This is a genomic window from Syntrophobacterales bacterium, from assembly GCA_019429105.1.
Taxonomy (GTDB): Bacteria; Desulfobacterota; Syntrophia; order Syntrophales; family UBA5619; genus DYTH01.
On sequence record JAHYJE010000011.1, the window covers coordinates 22,718 to 39,422 of the forward strand.

Here is a 16,705-nt window from a genome sequence, read left to right on the forward strand (position 1 = left end):
TGAACAAGAAATCGGGGCCAAGCATTCCCAGCCCCGAAGAGGTTTAGAAGGCATTTAAATCCATGCCGTATTGAAGGACCCAGGTGCAAGGAGATTAATTATGGAAATAAGCTCACGTTTCGTTGGCGCTGTCCTCAAACCACTGGAAACTGAGATTACCTGGCGGCAGACGACAAATTATGCCGCCGCGGTGGGCGATGTCAACCCCCGCTATCTGGACGATGAGAGGCCCGGAGGCATCGTGGCCCCGCCGATGTTCTGCGTGGCAATCACCTGGCCGATCTCCGAGCGAATCCGGGAATATCTGGACATCCCCGATTTTCCCTATGAAGTTCTGCTGTCGCAGGTGCATTATACGGAACATCTCCAGCTTTATCGTCTGGTCTTGCCGGGAGACCGCCTTTCCATAAAGGGGAGACTGGCGGCCATAATCCCGCACAAGGCGGGCGTCTTGATGGTTTTGCGCTACGACGCTTATGACGAGAGGGACAAGCTTGTCTTTACGGAGCATTTGGGGGCGCTGATGCGGGGAGCGCTCTGCCCTGATGGAGGCGCTGGCGCAGATCAACTCCCTGAAATTGCTGTAAATGACGGAAATCCCTCGCTGCTCTGGGAAACGATTATCCCCGTGTCGAAAGAAGCTCCGTTCATTTACGATGGCTGCACGAACATCTGTTTCCCGATCCACACCTCCGTCAAGTTTGCCCGCCAGGTTGGCCTGCCCGGCATCATCTATCAGGGAACTGCGACGCTGGCGCTGGGGGTGCGCGAGGTTATAGACAGGGAATGCGGCGGCGACCCCGCACGGGTAAAAGCCATAGCCTGCCGCTTTACCGGGATGGTTTTGCCGGGAAACGAAATATGCGTGCAGGCGGTCGGCCGCCTCCGCAAGGGAGAGGATGTAACTGTTTTCTTTAACATAATTAATTCCGAGGGTAAAAAGGCCGTAAGCGGCGGCGTTATCTCTTTCGCCTCACGGTGAAGAGCAAAAAAGCGGCAGACAAGAATTATCCGGACAGGCGCCTATCAAACGAACGGAGGAAACACTTATGAGCTGGCAGGATTTGAATTTGACTTGGCATTACGTGGAAAAATGGGCAGGGGAAAGGCCTGTGGCCGAGGCGCTAATCTACGAAGAGGAACGGCTGACCTGGGCTGATTTCAAGAAAAGGATGGACCAGATCGCCCGCGCCTATCTGGAAATCGGTTTGCAGAAGGGCGAGCGGGTTGCGCTGCTTGCCGCTGCCCGCAATGAGTTTCCGTTAAGTTATATGGCGGCGGGCAAGGTAGGGGCAATCTGGCTGGGGTTGAATCCGAAGCTTACCATAGACGAGCTGCGCTACCAGATTGGCGACTCCAAACCGTCTGTTCTAATGGCGGTTCGGTCATTTCTTGGCGCCGATCTGGGAGATAAAATTACTGCCCTGAGGCAGGAATTTCCTTTCATCAAAAAGGTGCTTGTGATTGGCGAGCCGCTTGAGGGCGCCGATAATTTTACTGACTTTGTAAACAGACCCCGGCCGGAGTTTGACGCCCTCCTGACAAAACGCGCCGCGGAGGTTGGTCCTGACGACGAGGCGCTCCTTCTGTACACATCCGGTTCTACCGGGAAACCAAAGGGGGTTCTCCACACCCACGCAGGAATAGTTGAAAACATCAAGGTGGAGGTTTTAAAGTTCGGTGTGGATAACGAAGCCCGCTGTCTCCTCCATTTTCCGATAAACCACGTCGCGGCGGATACCGAGATTGCCTTTGCCTCGATAATGAAAGGCGGCGCCATTGTTCATATGGAGCAGTTTGATCCGGTCGGCACTCTGAAGACCATCGAAAAGGAGAAGATTACGCTCTGGGGGCAGGTGCCGGTTATGTTTCTGTTAGAGATGAAGCAGCCGGAGTTTTTTCAAACCAATTTCAGCAGTTTGAAGGCGATTGTCTTTTCCGGCGCCGCCGCCCCGAAGATTATGCTCGAACTGCTTTCCGGAATCTGCAAGAATGCCGGCGCCGCTCTGCTCACCGGCTATGGCAGCACTGAGGTTTGCGGGTTTGTCACCTACTCCGAAAAAGGGGATGACCTGGAAACCCTGCTTACTACTGCGGGAAAGATTGCGCCGCCGTTCGAATTGAAGATCGTTGATGAAAACCGCAAGGAGCTGCCGGACTCTCAGATCGGAGAGATCGCCCTCCGGGGGCCTTCGATATTCAAGCGTTATCTCAACAAACCGGAGATGACGGCGGAGGTGCTCGACCAAGACGGCTGGTTCTATACCTCCGATCTGGCAAGCAGGGATGCCCGCGGCTATATATCCATTACCGGGCGAAAATCGGAGATGTTCAAGACCGGCGGAGAAAATGTTTATCCCCGCGAGATAGAGGAGGTTCTGGAAACCAGTCCGGGGGTGTTGTTTGCCGCCGTAATCGGGGTTCCCGATGAGCTGTACCAGGAAGTCGGCTGGGCCTGGATAATGCAGATGCCGGGGCAGGAAGCCTCCGAAGAAGAGCTGCGGGAGCTGTGCCGCTCCCGGCTCGCCAACTTCAAAATTCCGAAGAAATTTTTCATCCGTCCGCTTCTGCCGCTGCTGGCGAGCGGCAAGGTGAACAAACTTGCGTTGCAGGAAGAGTTAAAGGATAAATAAGGAGGATAAAGTGATACCGAGGTATTCACGGGAAAAAATGGAGGCGATCTGGAGTTCGCAGAACCGGTTTCAGAAATGGCTGGATATCGAGATTCTGGCCTGCGAGGCTATGGCAGAAAGGGGTGAAATTCCCCCGGAGGCGCTGAAAAACATCAAGGAGCGGGCCGGTTTCGATATTGAACGGATTGACGAGATTGAAAAAACTACCAAACACGATGTGATCGCCTTTTTAACATCCGTATCGGAGAAGGTTGGCCCGGATAGCAGGTTTATCCATCGCGGCATGACCTCGTCGGATGTGCTTGACACCTCCCTGGCGCTTTTGTTGCGCGAGGCGGTAGAGCTGCTGATCGAAGATGTTGACCTGCTGCTCGGCGCGCTGAAAAAAAAGGCGTTTGCCCACCGCCGGACGCTGATGATTGGCCGATCTCATGGAATCCACGCGGAGCCGATAACCTTTGGTCTGAAGCTTGCCGTCTGGCACGCCGAGATGGAGCGCAACCGCGAACGACTCGTCCGGGCGAAAGAGACGATCAGCGCCGGCAAGATTTCCGGCGCCGTCGGCACGTTTTCCTTCATTGATCCCTCTATTGAGGAGTATGTCTGTAAAAAAGCGGGGTTGAAACCGGCGCCCGCCTCCTCGCAGATCGTCCAGCGGGATCGCCATGCGGAATATTTCACGACGCTGGCGATTGTGGCGTCCTCGCTTGACAAATTCGCCCAGGAGATCCGGCTTTTGCAGCGGACGGAGGTGCGGGAGGCGGAGGAGTATTTTTCGCCGGGGCAGAAGGGTTCATCCGCGATGCCGCACAAACGCAACCCGGTGCTTTCGGAAAATATCTCCGGTCTGGCGCGCCTGATGCGCTCCTATGCGGCGGCCGCCCTCGAGGATGTCGCCCTCTGGCATGAACGGGATATCAGCCACTCCTCCGTTGAACGGGTGATCGGCCCCGACGCGACAATCCTGCTCGATTTCATGCTGTCGCGTTTCACCGGGCTCATCGAGAGGCTGGTCGTCTATCCGGAGCGGATGCTGGCCAACCTCAACATGACGAAGGGGGTTATTTTCTCCCAGATGGTGTTGCTGAAACTGATCGAGAGGGGGATCACGCGGGAAAACGCCTACGCGATCGTCCAGCGCAATGCGATGAAATCATGGGAAAACGGCGTCGAATTCAAGGAGCTGCTCCTCCAGGACGAGGAGGTCGTCTCCCGCATCGCCAAAGCCGATCTCGCAGAGGCGTTCGATGTGCAAAATTTCATCCGGCAGGTCGATTTTATCTTCGCCCGCGTCTTCGGTCCCGAGGCAGGCTGATTGCCGGGCAAGAAAAATTGTTGTTGGTTATCAGTCTCATCAGGTTGATGTTTTGTGGGTAGCCACAGAGGGCGCGGAGTTGGGGAGATTTCTGAAAAAAAGGAGAGAAGATTATGGGCGGTTTTTTCGGTACGATTTCAACATCCGACTGTGTCGATGACTTATTCTACGGAACAGATTACAATTCTCACCTTGGCACAAAGAAGGGGGGGATGGCGGTCAGAAATTCCGAGGAATTTAAAAGGAAAATCCATAACCTGGAAAGCTCCTATTTCAGAACAAAATTCGAGCCGGAACTCCCTCAACTGCATGGCAACAGCGGCATCGGCATTATCAGTGATACGGAGGCGCAGCCGATCATGATCAAATCCCATCTCGGGGAATTTGCCATTGTCACGGTCAGCAAGATACACAATATCGAGGAGCTTACCGTAAGGGCGCTGAAGAAATACAGACATTTTTCGGAAACCATCGATGGCGAAACCAACCCCTCAGAACTGATCGCCATGTTGATAGATGAAGAAGATTCGTATGAAAGGGGCATAGAAAATGTTTTTGAAAATGTAAAAGGGTCCTGTTCACTGTTGCTGCTGACGGAGAAAGGGTTGTTTGCAGCAAGGGACAAACTGGGGAGAACCCCTGTGGTCATAGGGAAAAAGACCGGGGCATTTGCGGTAAGCTCGGAATCAAGTTCTTTTTGCAACCTTGGCTACGAAACGGAGAAGTTCCTGGGGCCGGGTGAAATCGTCTTTATCACTGCCGATGGATACGAGCAGCGTCGGAAGCCCAATGACAAGATGCAGGTGTGTGCTTTTCTGTGGGTTTATTACGGTTATCCCAGCTCTGATTACGAAAACATCAATGTCGAAGAATGCCGGTACCGATGTGGAGCGGCACTGGCAAAAAATGACGATGTCCTTGCCGATTTTGTCTCGGGCATTCCTGATTCCGGAGTTGCTCATGCGATTGGCTATTCGATAGAGAAACAAATCCCCTATAAACGGGCTTACGTAAAATATACGCCAACATGGCCGCGAAGCTTCATGCCGCAAAACCAGGCGATGAGAGACCTGGTGGCGAAAATGAAACTGATCCCGATAAAAACGCTGATAAACGGAAAAAGGATTGTCTTCTGCGACGATTCAATTGTCAGGGGGACTCAGTTAAAAGACAACGTCAGGATATTATACGACTATGGCGCTGAAGAAGTCCACATCCGCCCTGCCTGCCCCGCCCTCATTTTTCCTTGCCTTTTCCTTAATTTCTCCCGGTCGCGCTCGACGCTTGACCTTGCCGGGCGCAAAGCGATAATGGACATTGAGGGCGCCGAAGCAAGCCATCTGGATGAGTATGCAAAAGCAGGAACAGACCGTTATCAGCAAATGATTGAAAAAATCAGGCAAAATATTGGCGTAACTACGCTAAAGTACCAGAAGCTTGGCGATCTTGTAGAAGCTATCGGCCTGCCAAAGGAAAGAATTTGCACCCATTGCTGGGACGGCTCAAGTTATTTCTGAGGCTGTCTTACTTCTGCTTATCAGGTTTTATATATCGTTTCTCGAGATGACCGTGTCTTTTAGCCAGACACGGTCGTTTTTTTCGGGATAGTCGAGATTGTAATGCAAGCCGCGGCTTTCCTTGCGAATTCTGGCGCAGGTGACGATAAGCTTGGCTGTGAGCGCGATATTTCTCAACTCCAGCAGATCCCTCGTTACGAGGAAGTCCCGGTAATACTCGTCTATTTCCCGGTTTATCATGTCAATCCGGTGTTGGGCCCGCTGCAGGCGCCGGTCGGAGCGGACGATGCCCACATACTGCCACATGCAGCGGCGGATCTCTTCCCAGTTGTAGGTGACGAAGATTGCCTCGTTAATTTCTGTCGCCCCCCGCGGGTCCCAGGGGGGAATGGGGATAGTCTCTTCCTGTCGGAGTTCCCTGAACAATTCGGCGACCCGGTTCGCGGAGCGATGGGCAAGGACGGCGGCTTCCAGGAGCGAATTGCTTGCCAGCCGGTTGGCGCCGTGCAGTCCCGTGCAGGAGACCTCGCCACAGGCAAAGAGCCCCGGGATGGAGGTCTCGCCGGTCTCGTTCACCACAATTCCGCCGCAGAGGTAGTGCTCCGCCGGGGCCACGGGGATCGGTTCCGTTGCCATATCGATCCCGAAGTCAAGGCATTTTCCGTAGATGTTGGGGAACCTTGCCGAGAGGAACGCCCGCCCTTTATGGGTGATATCGAGAAAAACGCACTCATCGCCCGATTTCTTCAGCTCCGTGTCAATCGCCCGAGCGACGATATCCCGCGGCGCCAGGCTCTGGAGGGGATGGTATTTTTCCATAAAGGTATCGCCGTTTTTCAGCTTGAGCACCCCTCCTTCGCCGCGAACCGCTTCACTGATCAGAAAGGATTTGGCTTCAGGGTGGTAGAGGCAGGTCGGGTGAAACTGGATAAATTCCATATTGGCGATTTTTGCCCCCGCCCGGTAGGCCATCGCCACCCCGTCTGCCGTCGCGATGTCGGGGTTGGTGGTAAGAAGATATACCTTGCCGATGCCTCCGGTTGCCATCATTACGAATTTTGCCCGGAATGTATGAACCTCCCTGTCTTCGATATCGAGGACATAAGCGCCGATGCACCGGTCTTTTTCGGTTTTTTGCCCAAGGGCTGCGGCCTTCATGATCAGATCGATGGCGATGTGATTCTCGAATAACCGGATATTGTCGATGTTGCCGGCTTTTTCGTTCAGGGCCCTTTCAATTTCCCGACCGGTTAGGTCTTTGGCGTGCACAACCCTTCTGCGGGAATGCCCACCCTCGCGGCCCAGATCAAACTTGCCGGCATTTTCCGTTGAATGGGTGAATTCCACCCCCCATTCAACGAGTTCTTCAATTCGGGCTGGTCCCTCTTCCACGACAAAACGGACGGTCTCTTCCTTCGAAAGTCCCGCTCCGCAGACGAGGGTGTCGGCTATATGCTCCTCGAAACTGTCGAGTTCATCCTGAACCACCGCGATGCCGCCTTGCGCGTAATTGGTATTCGATTCCATCCTTTCCTTTTTTGTCACCATCGCCACGGTGCCGTATTGCGATGCCTTGATGGCAAAACTGAGGCCGGCGATTCCGGTGCCGAGAACGAGAAAGTCAGTATAAATTTCCATGATTATTCCTTCTTTGAAAAGTTTAATTGCAAAAACTGGTATAGCTATATATATTTCCCCCCGCTTTGTAAATAAAATTCAGGGATGTGGACGGGGATGCTGGTGCTGGGAATAGAATCTTCATGCGATGAAACTGCCGCCGCGGTTGTGAAAGACGGGAGCGCCATGCTTTCCAATGTTATTGCCTCCCAAGTGAGGGTGCATGAACGTTACGGGGGGGTGGTTCCGGAAATCGCCTCCCGGAAGCATATCGAGGCGATCGCGCCGGTGATCATCCAGTCGCTTGAAGATGCGGCCATAGCCATAGACGAAATTGATGCAATTGCCGTGACAAAAGGGCCGGGACTGGTGGGCTCGCTCTTGATCGGACTTTCCACTGCCAAGGCCCTGGCCTTCGGCCTGAGGTTGCCGCTCGTCGGCGTCAATCACCTCGAAGGTCATATCGCGGCGATATTCCTGACCGATAATCCCCCCGCCTTTCCCTTTGTCGCCCTTGCCGTCTCCGGCGGGCATACATCCATTTATTTTGTCAAAGGATTCAGTGATTTCACCCTGCTTGGGCAAACGAGAGACGACGCGGCGGGCGAGGCCTTTGACAAGGCCGCAAACCTTCTGGGCATCGGCTATCCGGGCGGGGTGGAGATCGACAGACTCGCCAAAAAGGGCAACCCCCTCGCTTTCAATTTTCCTCGGGCGATGCGCGACAGCCTCGATTTCAGCTTCAGCGGGTTGAAAACGGCCCTCCTGACGAAACTAAAAAAGCGGGATGTTCCTTTAACTCCCGAAGAGATACCCGACTATGCCGCTTCCTTTCAGGAGGCAATCTGCGACGTGTTGACGGAAAAAACGATCCGGGCCACGCAGGGGGTTTCGACAAAGCGGATTGTTGTCTGCGGCGGCGTTGCCGCGAACAGCCGCCTGCGGGAGAAAATGTACGGTGAGGCCCAAGCCGCAGGAATTGACGTTTTTATTCCTCCCGCCATTTTGTGTACGGACAACGCGGCAATGATCGCGGTGGTTGGAAACCACTTGCTGCAAAGCGGGGTTAAAGACGGTCTTGACCTCAATGCCGTATCACGCATCCCTATTGCCGCGGCTATATGATCATCCAGGATAAACTAAGAGACTTTTATCGGCGCTTTCTCAGCCTCCAGGGCGACCCCGGGGAGATCGCCATGGGAATGGCGATCGGGGTTTTCGTCAGCATTACCCCGACAATCCCCTTCCATACAGCGCTGATCGTCCTGATCGGGCTAACGTTCCGGCAGAATATATCGGCTGCCTATATTGTTTCCTGGCTCGTGTCCAACCCGCTTACCATTCCCCTTCTTTACCTTTCCCAGTACAAGCTCGGCCGTTTTCTCCTCGGCATGGGAGGCAGCGGTTTCCAATTTAATGACTACAGTTTGCGGGTACTTGCGTCAGCCGGGCGCGAGATACTCGTGCCGCTTTTGGTCGGCGGGATCTGCATGGCCCCGTTTTTCGCCGTTCCCGCCTATTTTATCGCTCGCTATTTTGTCAGTAAAATAAGAAAGCGGACTGCCTCGTGACAACCGTTCGGAAATTGATCGCTGCCTATGACATTCGTCCCCGGAAGAAACTGGGGCAGTCGTTTCTCACGGACATGAATATCATGAGGCGGATTGCCGCCCTGTCCGCGTCTGCGGCGGATGAAACGGTGGTAGAGATTGGGGCGGGGCTCGGTTTCATGACCGAGGAACTGGCCAAAACGGCCCGCCGGGTGATTGCCCTGGAGATAGACCCCCGACTGTTGAATATTCTGCATGAGCGCTTTGACGGTGTTGAAAACGTTCAAGTCCTCGGCCAGGATGTCCTGAAATACGATTTTTCCGCGGCTGACAAAGATAAAAAAATAAAGGTTATCGGCAATATTCCCTACTATATTTCCACCCCGATTCTCTTTCGCCTGCTGTCATTTCGCAACGCGATAGCGTCCGTTATCCTGATGTTTCAAAAGGAACTGGCCGACCGGATCACCGCTATCCCCGGGACAAAAAAATATGGAATACCCTCGGTAATGGTCGCAAAATATACGGACGCAGTTTATGAAATGACGGTTCCCCCGCAATGCTTTTATCCCGTTCCGGATGTTGCTTCCGCTGTAGTGCGGATGACCGTTAAAGAGGGCTTGGACGATTCTCGCAATGATCTTTTTGACAAGCTGGTTCATGCCGCCTTTGCTCACAGGCGCAAGAACATTTTCAACAACCTTTTATATATGGGTTTTTCAAGGGAAATGCTTGATTTTTCCTTTGCCGGGTGCGGGATTGAGCCGACAAGACGGGCGGAGACCCTGACTCTGGAAGAGTTTACACAGCTTACGGCTTGCCTTGCCGAAAGCGCCATTCGGGAATAGCTGCTTTGCGGCTGTTCTTTAGCCGGGCAATGAGCGGTCACTCCCCTTCCGCCAGCTCGCTAAGCGCCTCCCGATCCAGAATCAGGATCGACCTGCCGTCCACCGCCAGCAACCCGGCGTTGCTCATTTTCCGGATTCCCCGCGAAAGGGCTTCCGGGGTGGCGCCCAGGATCTTGGCCAGCTCCCGCTGCGTGATCGTCAGTTCCAGTTGGTTTGTCTGTGCACCCTCCATCCTCTGTGCATGGAGCAGGAAAGAGGCGAGCCGCTGCGGGAGCTCCTTGAGCGACAACGACTCGATCAGGATCATTGATTCCCGGAGGCGATCAGAGAGAACCTGGATGATGTTCACCAGCAGGCGCGGCTCTTGCATCGCGACGGCCTCCATGACCGTCCCGGGGATCAAGAGGAGGCTGCTGTCTTCCAGTGCCATCGCGTTTGCCGGAAAAGAATCGATGGCGAAGGCGGTGCACATGCCGAAGGGGTCTCCCGGCCTTAGCAGATTGAGCGTCTGTTCCCTGCCCTCGGGAGAACTTTTGTAGAGCTTTACCTGGCCGGTGACGATGACATAAAAGGCATGGGCGGGATCCAGCTCGCCCAGGAACATTTCTCCTGCCTTGTAGGTTCTGTAACGGGCGTGTTCCGACAACGCCTTGAGCTTTTCGGCAGGCAGCCCCTGGAATAAGTCCAATGTCTGCATTTGCTTCAAGATATCCATAAAAATCCTCCCCGTTGATTCAGATCAATGATATTCCGCCCGCGAGCGCGTATTTATCGCGCAAAGATTGGAAAATGTTTAACACAGGGAGCGAATGGAAACAAAATATAATTTGCAGTCCGCTTTTACAAAATGGTGTCCGATGATATTTTTTCTGGAAAAGTCAGGCGTTCCGCGCGATAACGAGCGAAAGGGGAATCTTTCCAAGAGCAACGCGAAACATCCCTATACCGCAGCAACGAATCGGTAAGTTCCTTGTTCAACCCAACCCGGAGCGGTTCCGTCAGGCAGCAGGAGGCAAGATGAAAACAACAAACGAGATGAGAAGCAGACATCAGCGACGAGCCGTTGCCGCTATTTTCTTTATTATTTCCCTATTTGTGGCGATGACGGGAGCAGGAAACGCCGCGGAAGAAAGGCTTACATTGGATGAGGCCGTAAGGATGGCCCTGAAAAACAACCATGAACTCCAGGCGCACAGAAACGCCAACGCTGCCAAGGGTGCGGAGGTGGGCATTGCCCGCAGTTCCCTGCTGCCCAAAATATCTTTGGAGGAGAGATATTTACGAACGACCAGTCCTGTTTACGCCTTCATGACCAAGCTCAATCAGCAGCGGATCGGAATGGCCGACTTTGTCCCCGAGACGCTGAACCATCCGGAGGCCGTCAACGACTTTCAGACAGCCTTCACGCTGGAACAGCCCCTCTTTGTAAAAAAAGCGAATATGGGAATAGCGATGTCCAAAACGGAGGCGGCTGCCTCGGAAGAGTCGCTGCAAAGGAAAAAGGAAGAGGTGGCCTTCAAGGTGGTTCAGTACTACCTGATGGCGGGCACCGCCGGCGCGTATGTCCAGGTTGCACAAAAAGCCCTGGAGGATGCGCAGGAGCATGAGCGCCTTGCCAAGGTTCGCTATGAGGCGGGCCTTGGGCTTTACTCCGATACGCTCCGAGCCAGAACGGCAGTGGCAGAGGCCCGGCAGCGGCTTGTCAGTGCGGAGAAGAATTTCAACGTGGCCAAACGGGGGCTGGGACTCATGATCGGCTCCGCGGAAGCGGTCGAAGTTTTCGCGGATACGCCCGTTTTTCCGGCGCCGGAACTTGAATCGTTGCGCAACCAGGCGCTGTCCCGGAGGGATGTCAAATCCCTGGAGCTGCGGACCGAAAACGCCCGGAACCAGATCAAACTGGCCGAAGCTGGTTATTACCCGATGGTGGGAGTGGGCGGAACCTATCAGTGGAATGACCGCAACCACCCGTTGGGCGGCGAGGGGGACGGCTGGCAGGTGATGGCATTCCTCCGCTGGGAACTCTTTGACGGCGCCAAAACAAGGTATGAGAAGATCAAGGCCGGGTACCAGGCCGCTGAGGCAAAAGAGTATCTCGAAGGCATGAAAAAGATGGTTGCTTTCCAGGTGGACGAGGCGTGGCTGACCCTGAAAGAGGCGGAAAAAAACAGGGAACTCGCGCAGGAAGAGTTGAAAACCGCCGAAGAGGGCCGACGGCTCGTGCGGGTGCGGTACGAAGGCGCGCTGTCGCCGCTGGTGGATATGCTGGACGCACAGTTAAGTTTTGACCACGCGCGGGCCAACCGGGTGGCCCGGGAAAATGAATACAAGCTGGCGGTCTTCAACCTCGGTTATGCAAGCGGCACGATTCTCCAGGGGTTGCAGATAGAAGAGCAAAGTGGGAGGGCAAAATGAATGCAATATTAATAGGCGGGCGGCAGAAAAAAGAAAAATGGCCGCTCCTGCAGGCGCTGTTTTTGCTGCTGGTCGCGGCCCTTCTGCTGACTGGCTGTGGCGAGAAGGCGGCGTCGGTTGCCGCGCCGGTAAAGCGGCCGGTTATAAGCGGTGTATCGGTCGCAACGGTTGCTCCCACCGCGGTTGATGAATTTTACGAAGCCGCAGGCACTATCCGGGCTGCCAAAACCAGCTATGTGGCCGGGCGAATGATGGGGACGGTTACCGCCCTGTTCGTAAAGGAGGGGGATGCGGTCGAGAAGGGGCAACTGCTCCTGACCATCGACGACCGGGATGTGGTGCAGAAGGTGAACGCAGCCGAGGCGGGCCATCAGGAGGCGGCCAAGGCCCTGGAATCGGGAAAGCAGAATCGCGAGTTGGCTGAAATTACCTATCAGCGTTATAAAAAAATGTACGAGGAAAAGGCCATCTCCCGGCAGGAGATGGATCAGTTTGAGACACAAAAAAGAGTGGCCGGGCTGGAATACGAGCGCGGGCAGGAGATGGTGAAACGGGCGGCCGCCGGTCTTGCCGAAGCAAGGATTTATCTCGGTTTCACCAGGGTGACCTCCCCGGTAAAGGGTGTGGTTACGGAAAAGAAGACCGAAGTGGGGAGCATGGCCGTGCCCGGCATGCCGCTTCTGACGTTGGAAAGCGCGGCCGACTATATGGCGGAAATCGCCGTTGATGAAAGCCTCGCCGGCAGGCTGAAGATCGGTGCGCCGGTTTGGGTGTCGATCGAGGCCCTCAACCGGCAGATGACGGGAAAGATCAAGGAGATTCTTCCGGCAGTTGACCCCATGTCGCGTTCCTTCACGGCGAAGGTTTCCGTAAGCGGCCCCGGCCTGAGAACCGGTTTGTACGCCAAAGTCAGGATTCCCCGGGGTAAGAAAGAAATCCTGCTGGCGCCCCGCGCTGCCGTTGTTGAAAAGGGGCAGCTTGCCGGAGTTTATGCCGTGGATGACCAGAACATTGTCGCCTACCGTCTGGTCAGGACCGGCAGGGAGTATGAAGGTCGCCTGGAGATCCTGTCGGGCCTGAAACCCAACGACCGGATCATCGTTGGCGGGGTTGAAAAGGCTATGGACGGCGGAATCCTGAAAAACGAAAAGTAAAGGAATTCATCATGGAAGGTATCGGAATATCGGGAAAGATTGCCAAGGCGTTTATCAAATCCAAACTGACGCCGCTTGTGATCATTGCCTCTCTGCTGCTCGGGCTGCTGGCGGTTGTTATCACCCCTCGCGAAGAGGAGCCGCAGATCCTCGTGCCGATGATCGACATCTTCGTCGCCTATCCGGGGGCTTCGCCGCAGGAAGTGGAAGCCCGGGTTACAAAATCCATGGAAAAGCTGCTGTGGGAAATCAAGGGAGTGGAGTATGTCTATTCCATCGTCAAGCCCGGCTTCAATCTGACGATTGTCCGTTTTTATGTGGGGCAGGGCATGGAGGAGAGCATTGTCAACCTGAACAACAAGCTTTCGTCCAACTTCGACCGGATGCCGCCGGGCGTAATGCCGCCCTTGGTCAAACAGCGTTCCATTGACGACGTTCCGATTCTCACCTTGACCCTTTGGAGCGACAGCGACCGCTACTCCGGCTATGAACTTAGGCGGATCGGCACCGAGGTTTGCGACGAAATCAAGAAGAACCAGGACGTATCGGAATTTTCGCTGATCGGCGGGCAGAAACGGCAGGTTTTAATTACGCTGGATCCGGCGAAGCTCAAGGCTTACCATTTGTCCTCCTTCCAGATCATGGGCGCGCTGCAGAAGGCAAACTTCCGTCTTCCTTCCGGATCTTTTCCGACCGGAAACAGGGAATATCTTGTGGAAACGGGGGCTTTCCTGAAAAACAGCGAAGATGTGGGCAGTGTAGTCGCCGGCGTTTTTAACGGCCGACCCGTAACCTTGCGGGATGTGGCCACGATCGCCGATGGTCCGGAAGAACCGTCCAATTATGTTTTCATGGGACTGGGAGCGGCGGCGGCCCAAAAGGGAATCAAAAGCGGGGCGGCCGGGCAGAAAGAGGCTGTTACCATCGCCATCGCCAAGAAAAAAGGCGCCAACGCCAGCCTTGTAGCGCACGAGGCGCTGGCAAAGGTGGAGGCGCTGAAGGGCAAGCTTATCCCCGGGGATGTGAACGTCACCGTAACCCGGAATTACGGCGATACGGCCAAAGAGAAATCCGACGAGCTCTTGAAGCATATGTTGCTGGCCACCATCGCCGTGATCATCCTGATTGCGCTTACCCTCGGCTGGCGGGAGGCTGTTGTGGTCGCGGTTGCCGTTCCGGTGACGCTGGCCCTGACGCTTTTGATCAACTACCTCTACGGCTACACTTTGAACCGGGTGACCCTTTTTGCACTGATCTTTTCTATAGGCATCCTGGTTGACGACGCCATCGTCGTCGTGGAAAACATCCATCGCCACTTCAAGCTCCACAAGATAGAACCGCTGACTGCCGTCCTGGCTGTCGCCGAGGTGGGCAATCCCACCATCCTGGCCACGCTGGCGGTAATCGCCGCGCTGCTGCCGATGGCCTTCGTCTCCGGCCTGATGGGGCCCTATATGCGCCCGATCCCGGTCGGCGCGTCGGCGGCGATGATCTTTTCGCTGCTGGTTGCCTTTATCGTCAGCCCGTGGCTTTCCTACATCGTCCTGAAGAACGTGAAAAAAACCGCTGTAACCGAAGAAGGCGGACGGATGTTCAGCATTTACCGAAAAATTATGGGGCCCCTGCTGAAAAGCAGGTTCAAGCGAATGCTGACGTTGGGGAGCGTTGTCTTTCTCCTGTTGCTTGCCGTCACGCTGATTCCCCTCAAGCAGGTTACGGTGAAGCTGCTGCCGTTTGACAACAAGAGCGAACTGCAGGTTATCATCGACATGCCGGAAGGCAAGACCCTGGAAGAAACGGCGGCGATGGCCCGAGAGATGGGGGAATATCTGAAAACCGTCCCGGAGGTCACCGATTATCAGACCTATGTGGGAACTGCCGCCCCTTATAACTTCAACGGTCTGGTGCGCCACTACTTTCTGCGCGCCGGCAGCACAGTTGCCGACCTTCAGGTCAATTTCGTCGCCAAGGAAGAGAGGAAAGAACAGAGCCATGGGATCGCCAAGCGGCTGCGTCCGAACTTGAAGAAAATCGGCGACCGCTACGGAGCCCGGGTCAAGGTGGCGGAAATTCCTCCCGGGCCGCCTGTCCTAAGCACGCTTGTGGCGGAGATATACGGTCCTGATGACAAGCGGCGAATCGAGATTGCCCGCGAGATTAAAAAGATCTTTGCGGAGACCGACGGAGTGGTCGATGTGGACTGGTACGTGGAGGAAGACCAGCCCAAGATAAGTTTGGTGGTGGATCAGGACAAGGCGGCCCGGTCCGGGGTGACTGCCGAGGCGGTTTCTCAGAGTTTGAGAATTGCGTTGCAGGGAACGGGCGCCGGAGTTGTTCATCTGGATAAAGAAAAGGAACCGGTAGAACTCTTCCTGCGGATGCCGCTTGCGAAGAGGGCCGATATCGCTTCCCTTAAATCGATCGGGATGCCGACTCCGGGAGGGGCCATGATTCCGCTTTCTGAGCTGGTGAAACGTCAGGACGGCTTCGAGGAAAAGACAATCTACCACAAGAACCTCAAAAATGTGACCTATGTTCTGGGGGACGTAGCCGGAACGGAGGAGAGCCCGGTTTACGCGATTATGAAGATGAAGAAAACAATCGAAAAGATGAAGCTGCCCGAAGGCTACGGCCTGAAACAGTACTCCACCGTTCAGCCCTGGCTGGAGGACACCTACTCGATGAAGTGGGATGGAGAGTGGCACATAACCTACGAGGTGTTCCGGGATTTGGGACTGGCCTTTGCCGCGGTGCTGATCCTGATTTATGTCCTCATAGTTGCCTGGTTCAAAAATTTTATCACGCCGCTGATCATCATGGCGCCGATTCCGCTGACCCTGGTCGGGATTCTGCCCGGTCACTGGCTTTTCGGCGCCTTTTTCACGGCCACCTCGATGATCGGTTTTATCGCCCTCGCGGGGATAATTGTAAGGAATTCCATCCTCCTCATTGATTTTGTCGAGATGGAGTGGCGCGAAAAGGGGCATTTGGAAAACGCGCTGATCATGGCCGGCGCTGTCCGCTTCCGACCGATTGTTTTGACCGCCGCGGCCGTTGTGGTCAGCTCGTTCGTGATGCTCTTCGATCCGATCTTTCAGGGACTGGCGATCGCGATAATGTTCGGTGCTGTCGGCGCCACAGCCTTGACGCTGATCGTGGTGCCGCTCCTCTATTTTGAGTTTTTTCAGAAAAAATCCTGCCCGATGGCCGAACAGATGGAGGAAAGCTGCAATGAGGAAAAGGAACAGAAATGAGCATTTTCCCCCTTGCCGCACTCCCTTTTCATAGAATAGGCGGTCAGTTTTTCGGCTTAATCTCTTCCGCTTTCTTTTTGCCGCTCTCAACGGAGCAGCCCGAGCGCAGTCAGGAAGAGACGCCCATTTTGGGAAGGAGCCACAACTGGACGAAAAGCCACACTGCGACCACAATCAATAAAATATAAAAATCGTTCATTATTATCCTATATATACCCCCTTCGCATTCGTTAGTATTTATCTTTTGCTATTCATCTCCGGCGATTCTCATGGATACGGCTGTATGATAACCCCGGGTGCGGGGGCTTGTCATTGATCTATATCAACGGCGGAAGTTTTGCGAGTAGTTGCCAGCGCCAATTAAACAAAATTCTTGACAAATCACAGGGTGTCTGATAGGGC

Annotated in this window: 12 protein-coding genes; 10 read left to right on the forward strand and 2 right to left on the reverse strand. The window is 54.6% G+C overall.

From position 1 onward, the window contains the following. Positions 1 to 100 precede the first annotated feature (100 nt). From K0B01_05340 to K0B01_05355, 4 genes are all read left to right on the forward strand, one after another. Positions 101 to 982, forward strand: a complete 882-nt coding sequence (locus tag K0B01_05340; protein MBW6485560.1) for a MaoC family dehydratase N-terminal domain-containing protein — start codon at positions 101 to 103, stop codon at positions 980 to 982. A gap of 67 nt (positions 983 to 1,049) precedes the next feature. Further along, positions 1,050 to 2,633 (forward strand): acyl--CoA ligase, encoded by a 1,584-nt coding sequence (locus tag K0B01_05345; protein MBW6485561.1) that lies wholly within the window; start codon positions 1,050 to 1,052, stop codon positions 2,631 to 2,633. Between the two features lie 10 nt (positions 2,634 to 2,643). After that, on the forward strand, positions 2,644 to 3,948 hold the full coding sequence (gene purB, locus K0B01_05350; GenBank protein ID MBW6485562.1) for an adenylosuccinate lyase: 1,305 nt from the start codon (positions 2,644 to 2,646) through the stop codon (positions 3,946 to 3,948). Positions 3,949 to 4,061: 113 nt separating this feature from the next. After that, a complete protein-coding gene (locus K0B01_05355; GenBank protein MBW6485563.1) occupies positions 4,062 to 5,465 on the forward strand; it encodes an amidophosphoribosyltransferase in 1,404 nt (467 codons plus the stop codon). Between the two features lie 27 nt (positions 5,466 to 5,492). Here the strand turns inward: K0B01_05355 and nadB are convergent, their stop codons facing one another. Beyond that, positions 5,493 to 7,103 carry an L-aspartate oxidase gene (nadB, locus tag K0B01_05360; protein ID MBW6485564.1) on the reverse strand — a complete coding sequence of 537 codons (1,611 nt, stop codon included), beginning with the start codon at positions 7,101 to 7,103 and terminating at the stop codon, positions 5,493 to 5,495. A gap of 96 nt (positions 7,104 to 7,199) precedes the next feature. Between nadB and tsaD the strand changes: the two genes are divergently transcribed. From tsaD to rsmA, 3 genes are read left to right on the forward strand one after another with little or no spacing between them, the layout of a single operon-like run. Beyond that, a complete protein-coding gene (gene tsaD, locus K0B01_05365; protein MBW6485565.1) occupies positions 7,200 to 8,207 on the forward strand; it encodes a tRNA (adenosine(37)-N6)-threonylcarbamoyltransferase complex transferase subunit TsaD in 1,008 nt (335 codons plus the stop codon). Continuing rightward, positions 8,204 to 8,653: a DUF2062 domain-containing protein gene (locus K0B01_05370; GenBank protein ID MBW6485566.1), complete on the forward strand. Its 450-nt coding sequence runs from the start codon at positions 8,204 to 8,206 to the stop codon at positions 8,651 to 8,653. Before tsaD ends, K0B01_05370 begins: the two co-directional genes overlap by 4 nt. Next, entirely contained in the window at positions 8,650 to 9,480 is an 831-nt protein-coding gene (gene rsmA / locus K0B01_05375; GenBank protein MBW6485567.1) for a 16S rRNA (adenine(1518)-N(6)/adenine(1519)-N(6))-dimethyltransferase RsmA, read from the forward strand. The genes K0B01_05370 and rsmA overlap by 4 nt, the downstream gene beginning before the upstream one ends. Positions 9,481 to 9,517: 37 nt before the next feature. On the opposite strand, the gene K0B01_05380 is transcribed toward rsmA, so the two are convergent. Next, positions 9,518 to 10,195 (reverse strand): Crp/Fnr family transcriptional regulator, encoded by a 678-nt coding sequence (locus tag K0B01_05380; GenBank protein MBW6485568.1) that lies wholly within the window; start codon positions 10,193 to 10,195, stop codon positions 9,518 to 9,520. 302 nt (positions 10,196 to 10,497) lie between these two features. Here K0B01_05380 and K0B01_05385 point away from each other — a divergent pair, with 302 nt between their 5' ends. From K0B01_05385 to K0B01_05395, 3 genes are read left to right on the forward strand one after another with little or no spacing between them, the layout of a single operon-like run. Then, positions 10,498 to 11,895 carry a TolC family protein gene (locus K0B01_05385; GenBank protein MBW6485569.1) on the forward strand — a complete coding sequence of 466 codons (1,398 nt, stop codon included), beginning with the start codon at positions 10,498 to 10,500 and terminating at the stop codon, positions 11,893 to 11,895. Next, on the forward strand, positions 11,892 to 13,049 hold the full coding sequence (locus K0B01_05390; protein MBW6485570.1) for an efflux RND transporter periplasmic adaptor subunit: 1,158 nt from the start codon (positions 11,892 to 11,894) through the stop codon (positions 13,047 to 13,049). The genes K0B01_05385 and K0B01_05390 overlap by 4 nt, the downstream gene beginning before the upstream one ends. 11 nt (positions 13,050 to 13,060) lie before the next feature. Then, entirely contained in the window at positions 13,061 to 16,303 is a 3,243-nt protein-coding gene (locus tag K0B01_05395; protein MBW6485571.1) for an efflux RND transporter permease subunit, read from the forward strand. Positions 16,304 to 16,705: the final 402 nt, after the last annotated feature.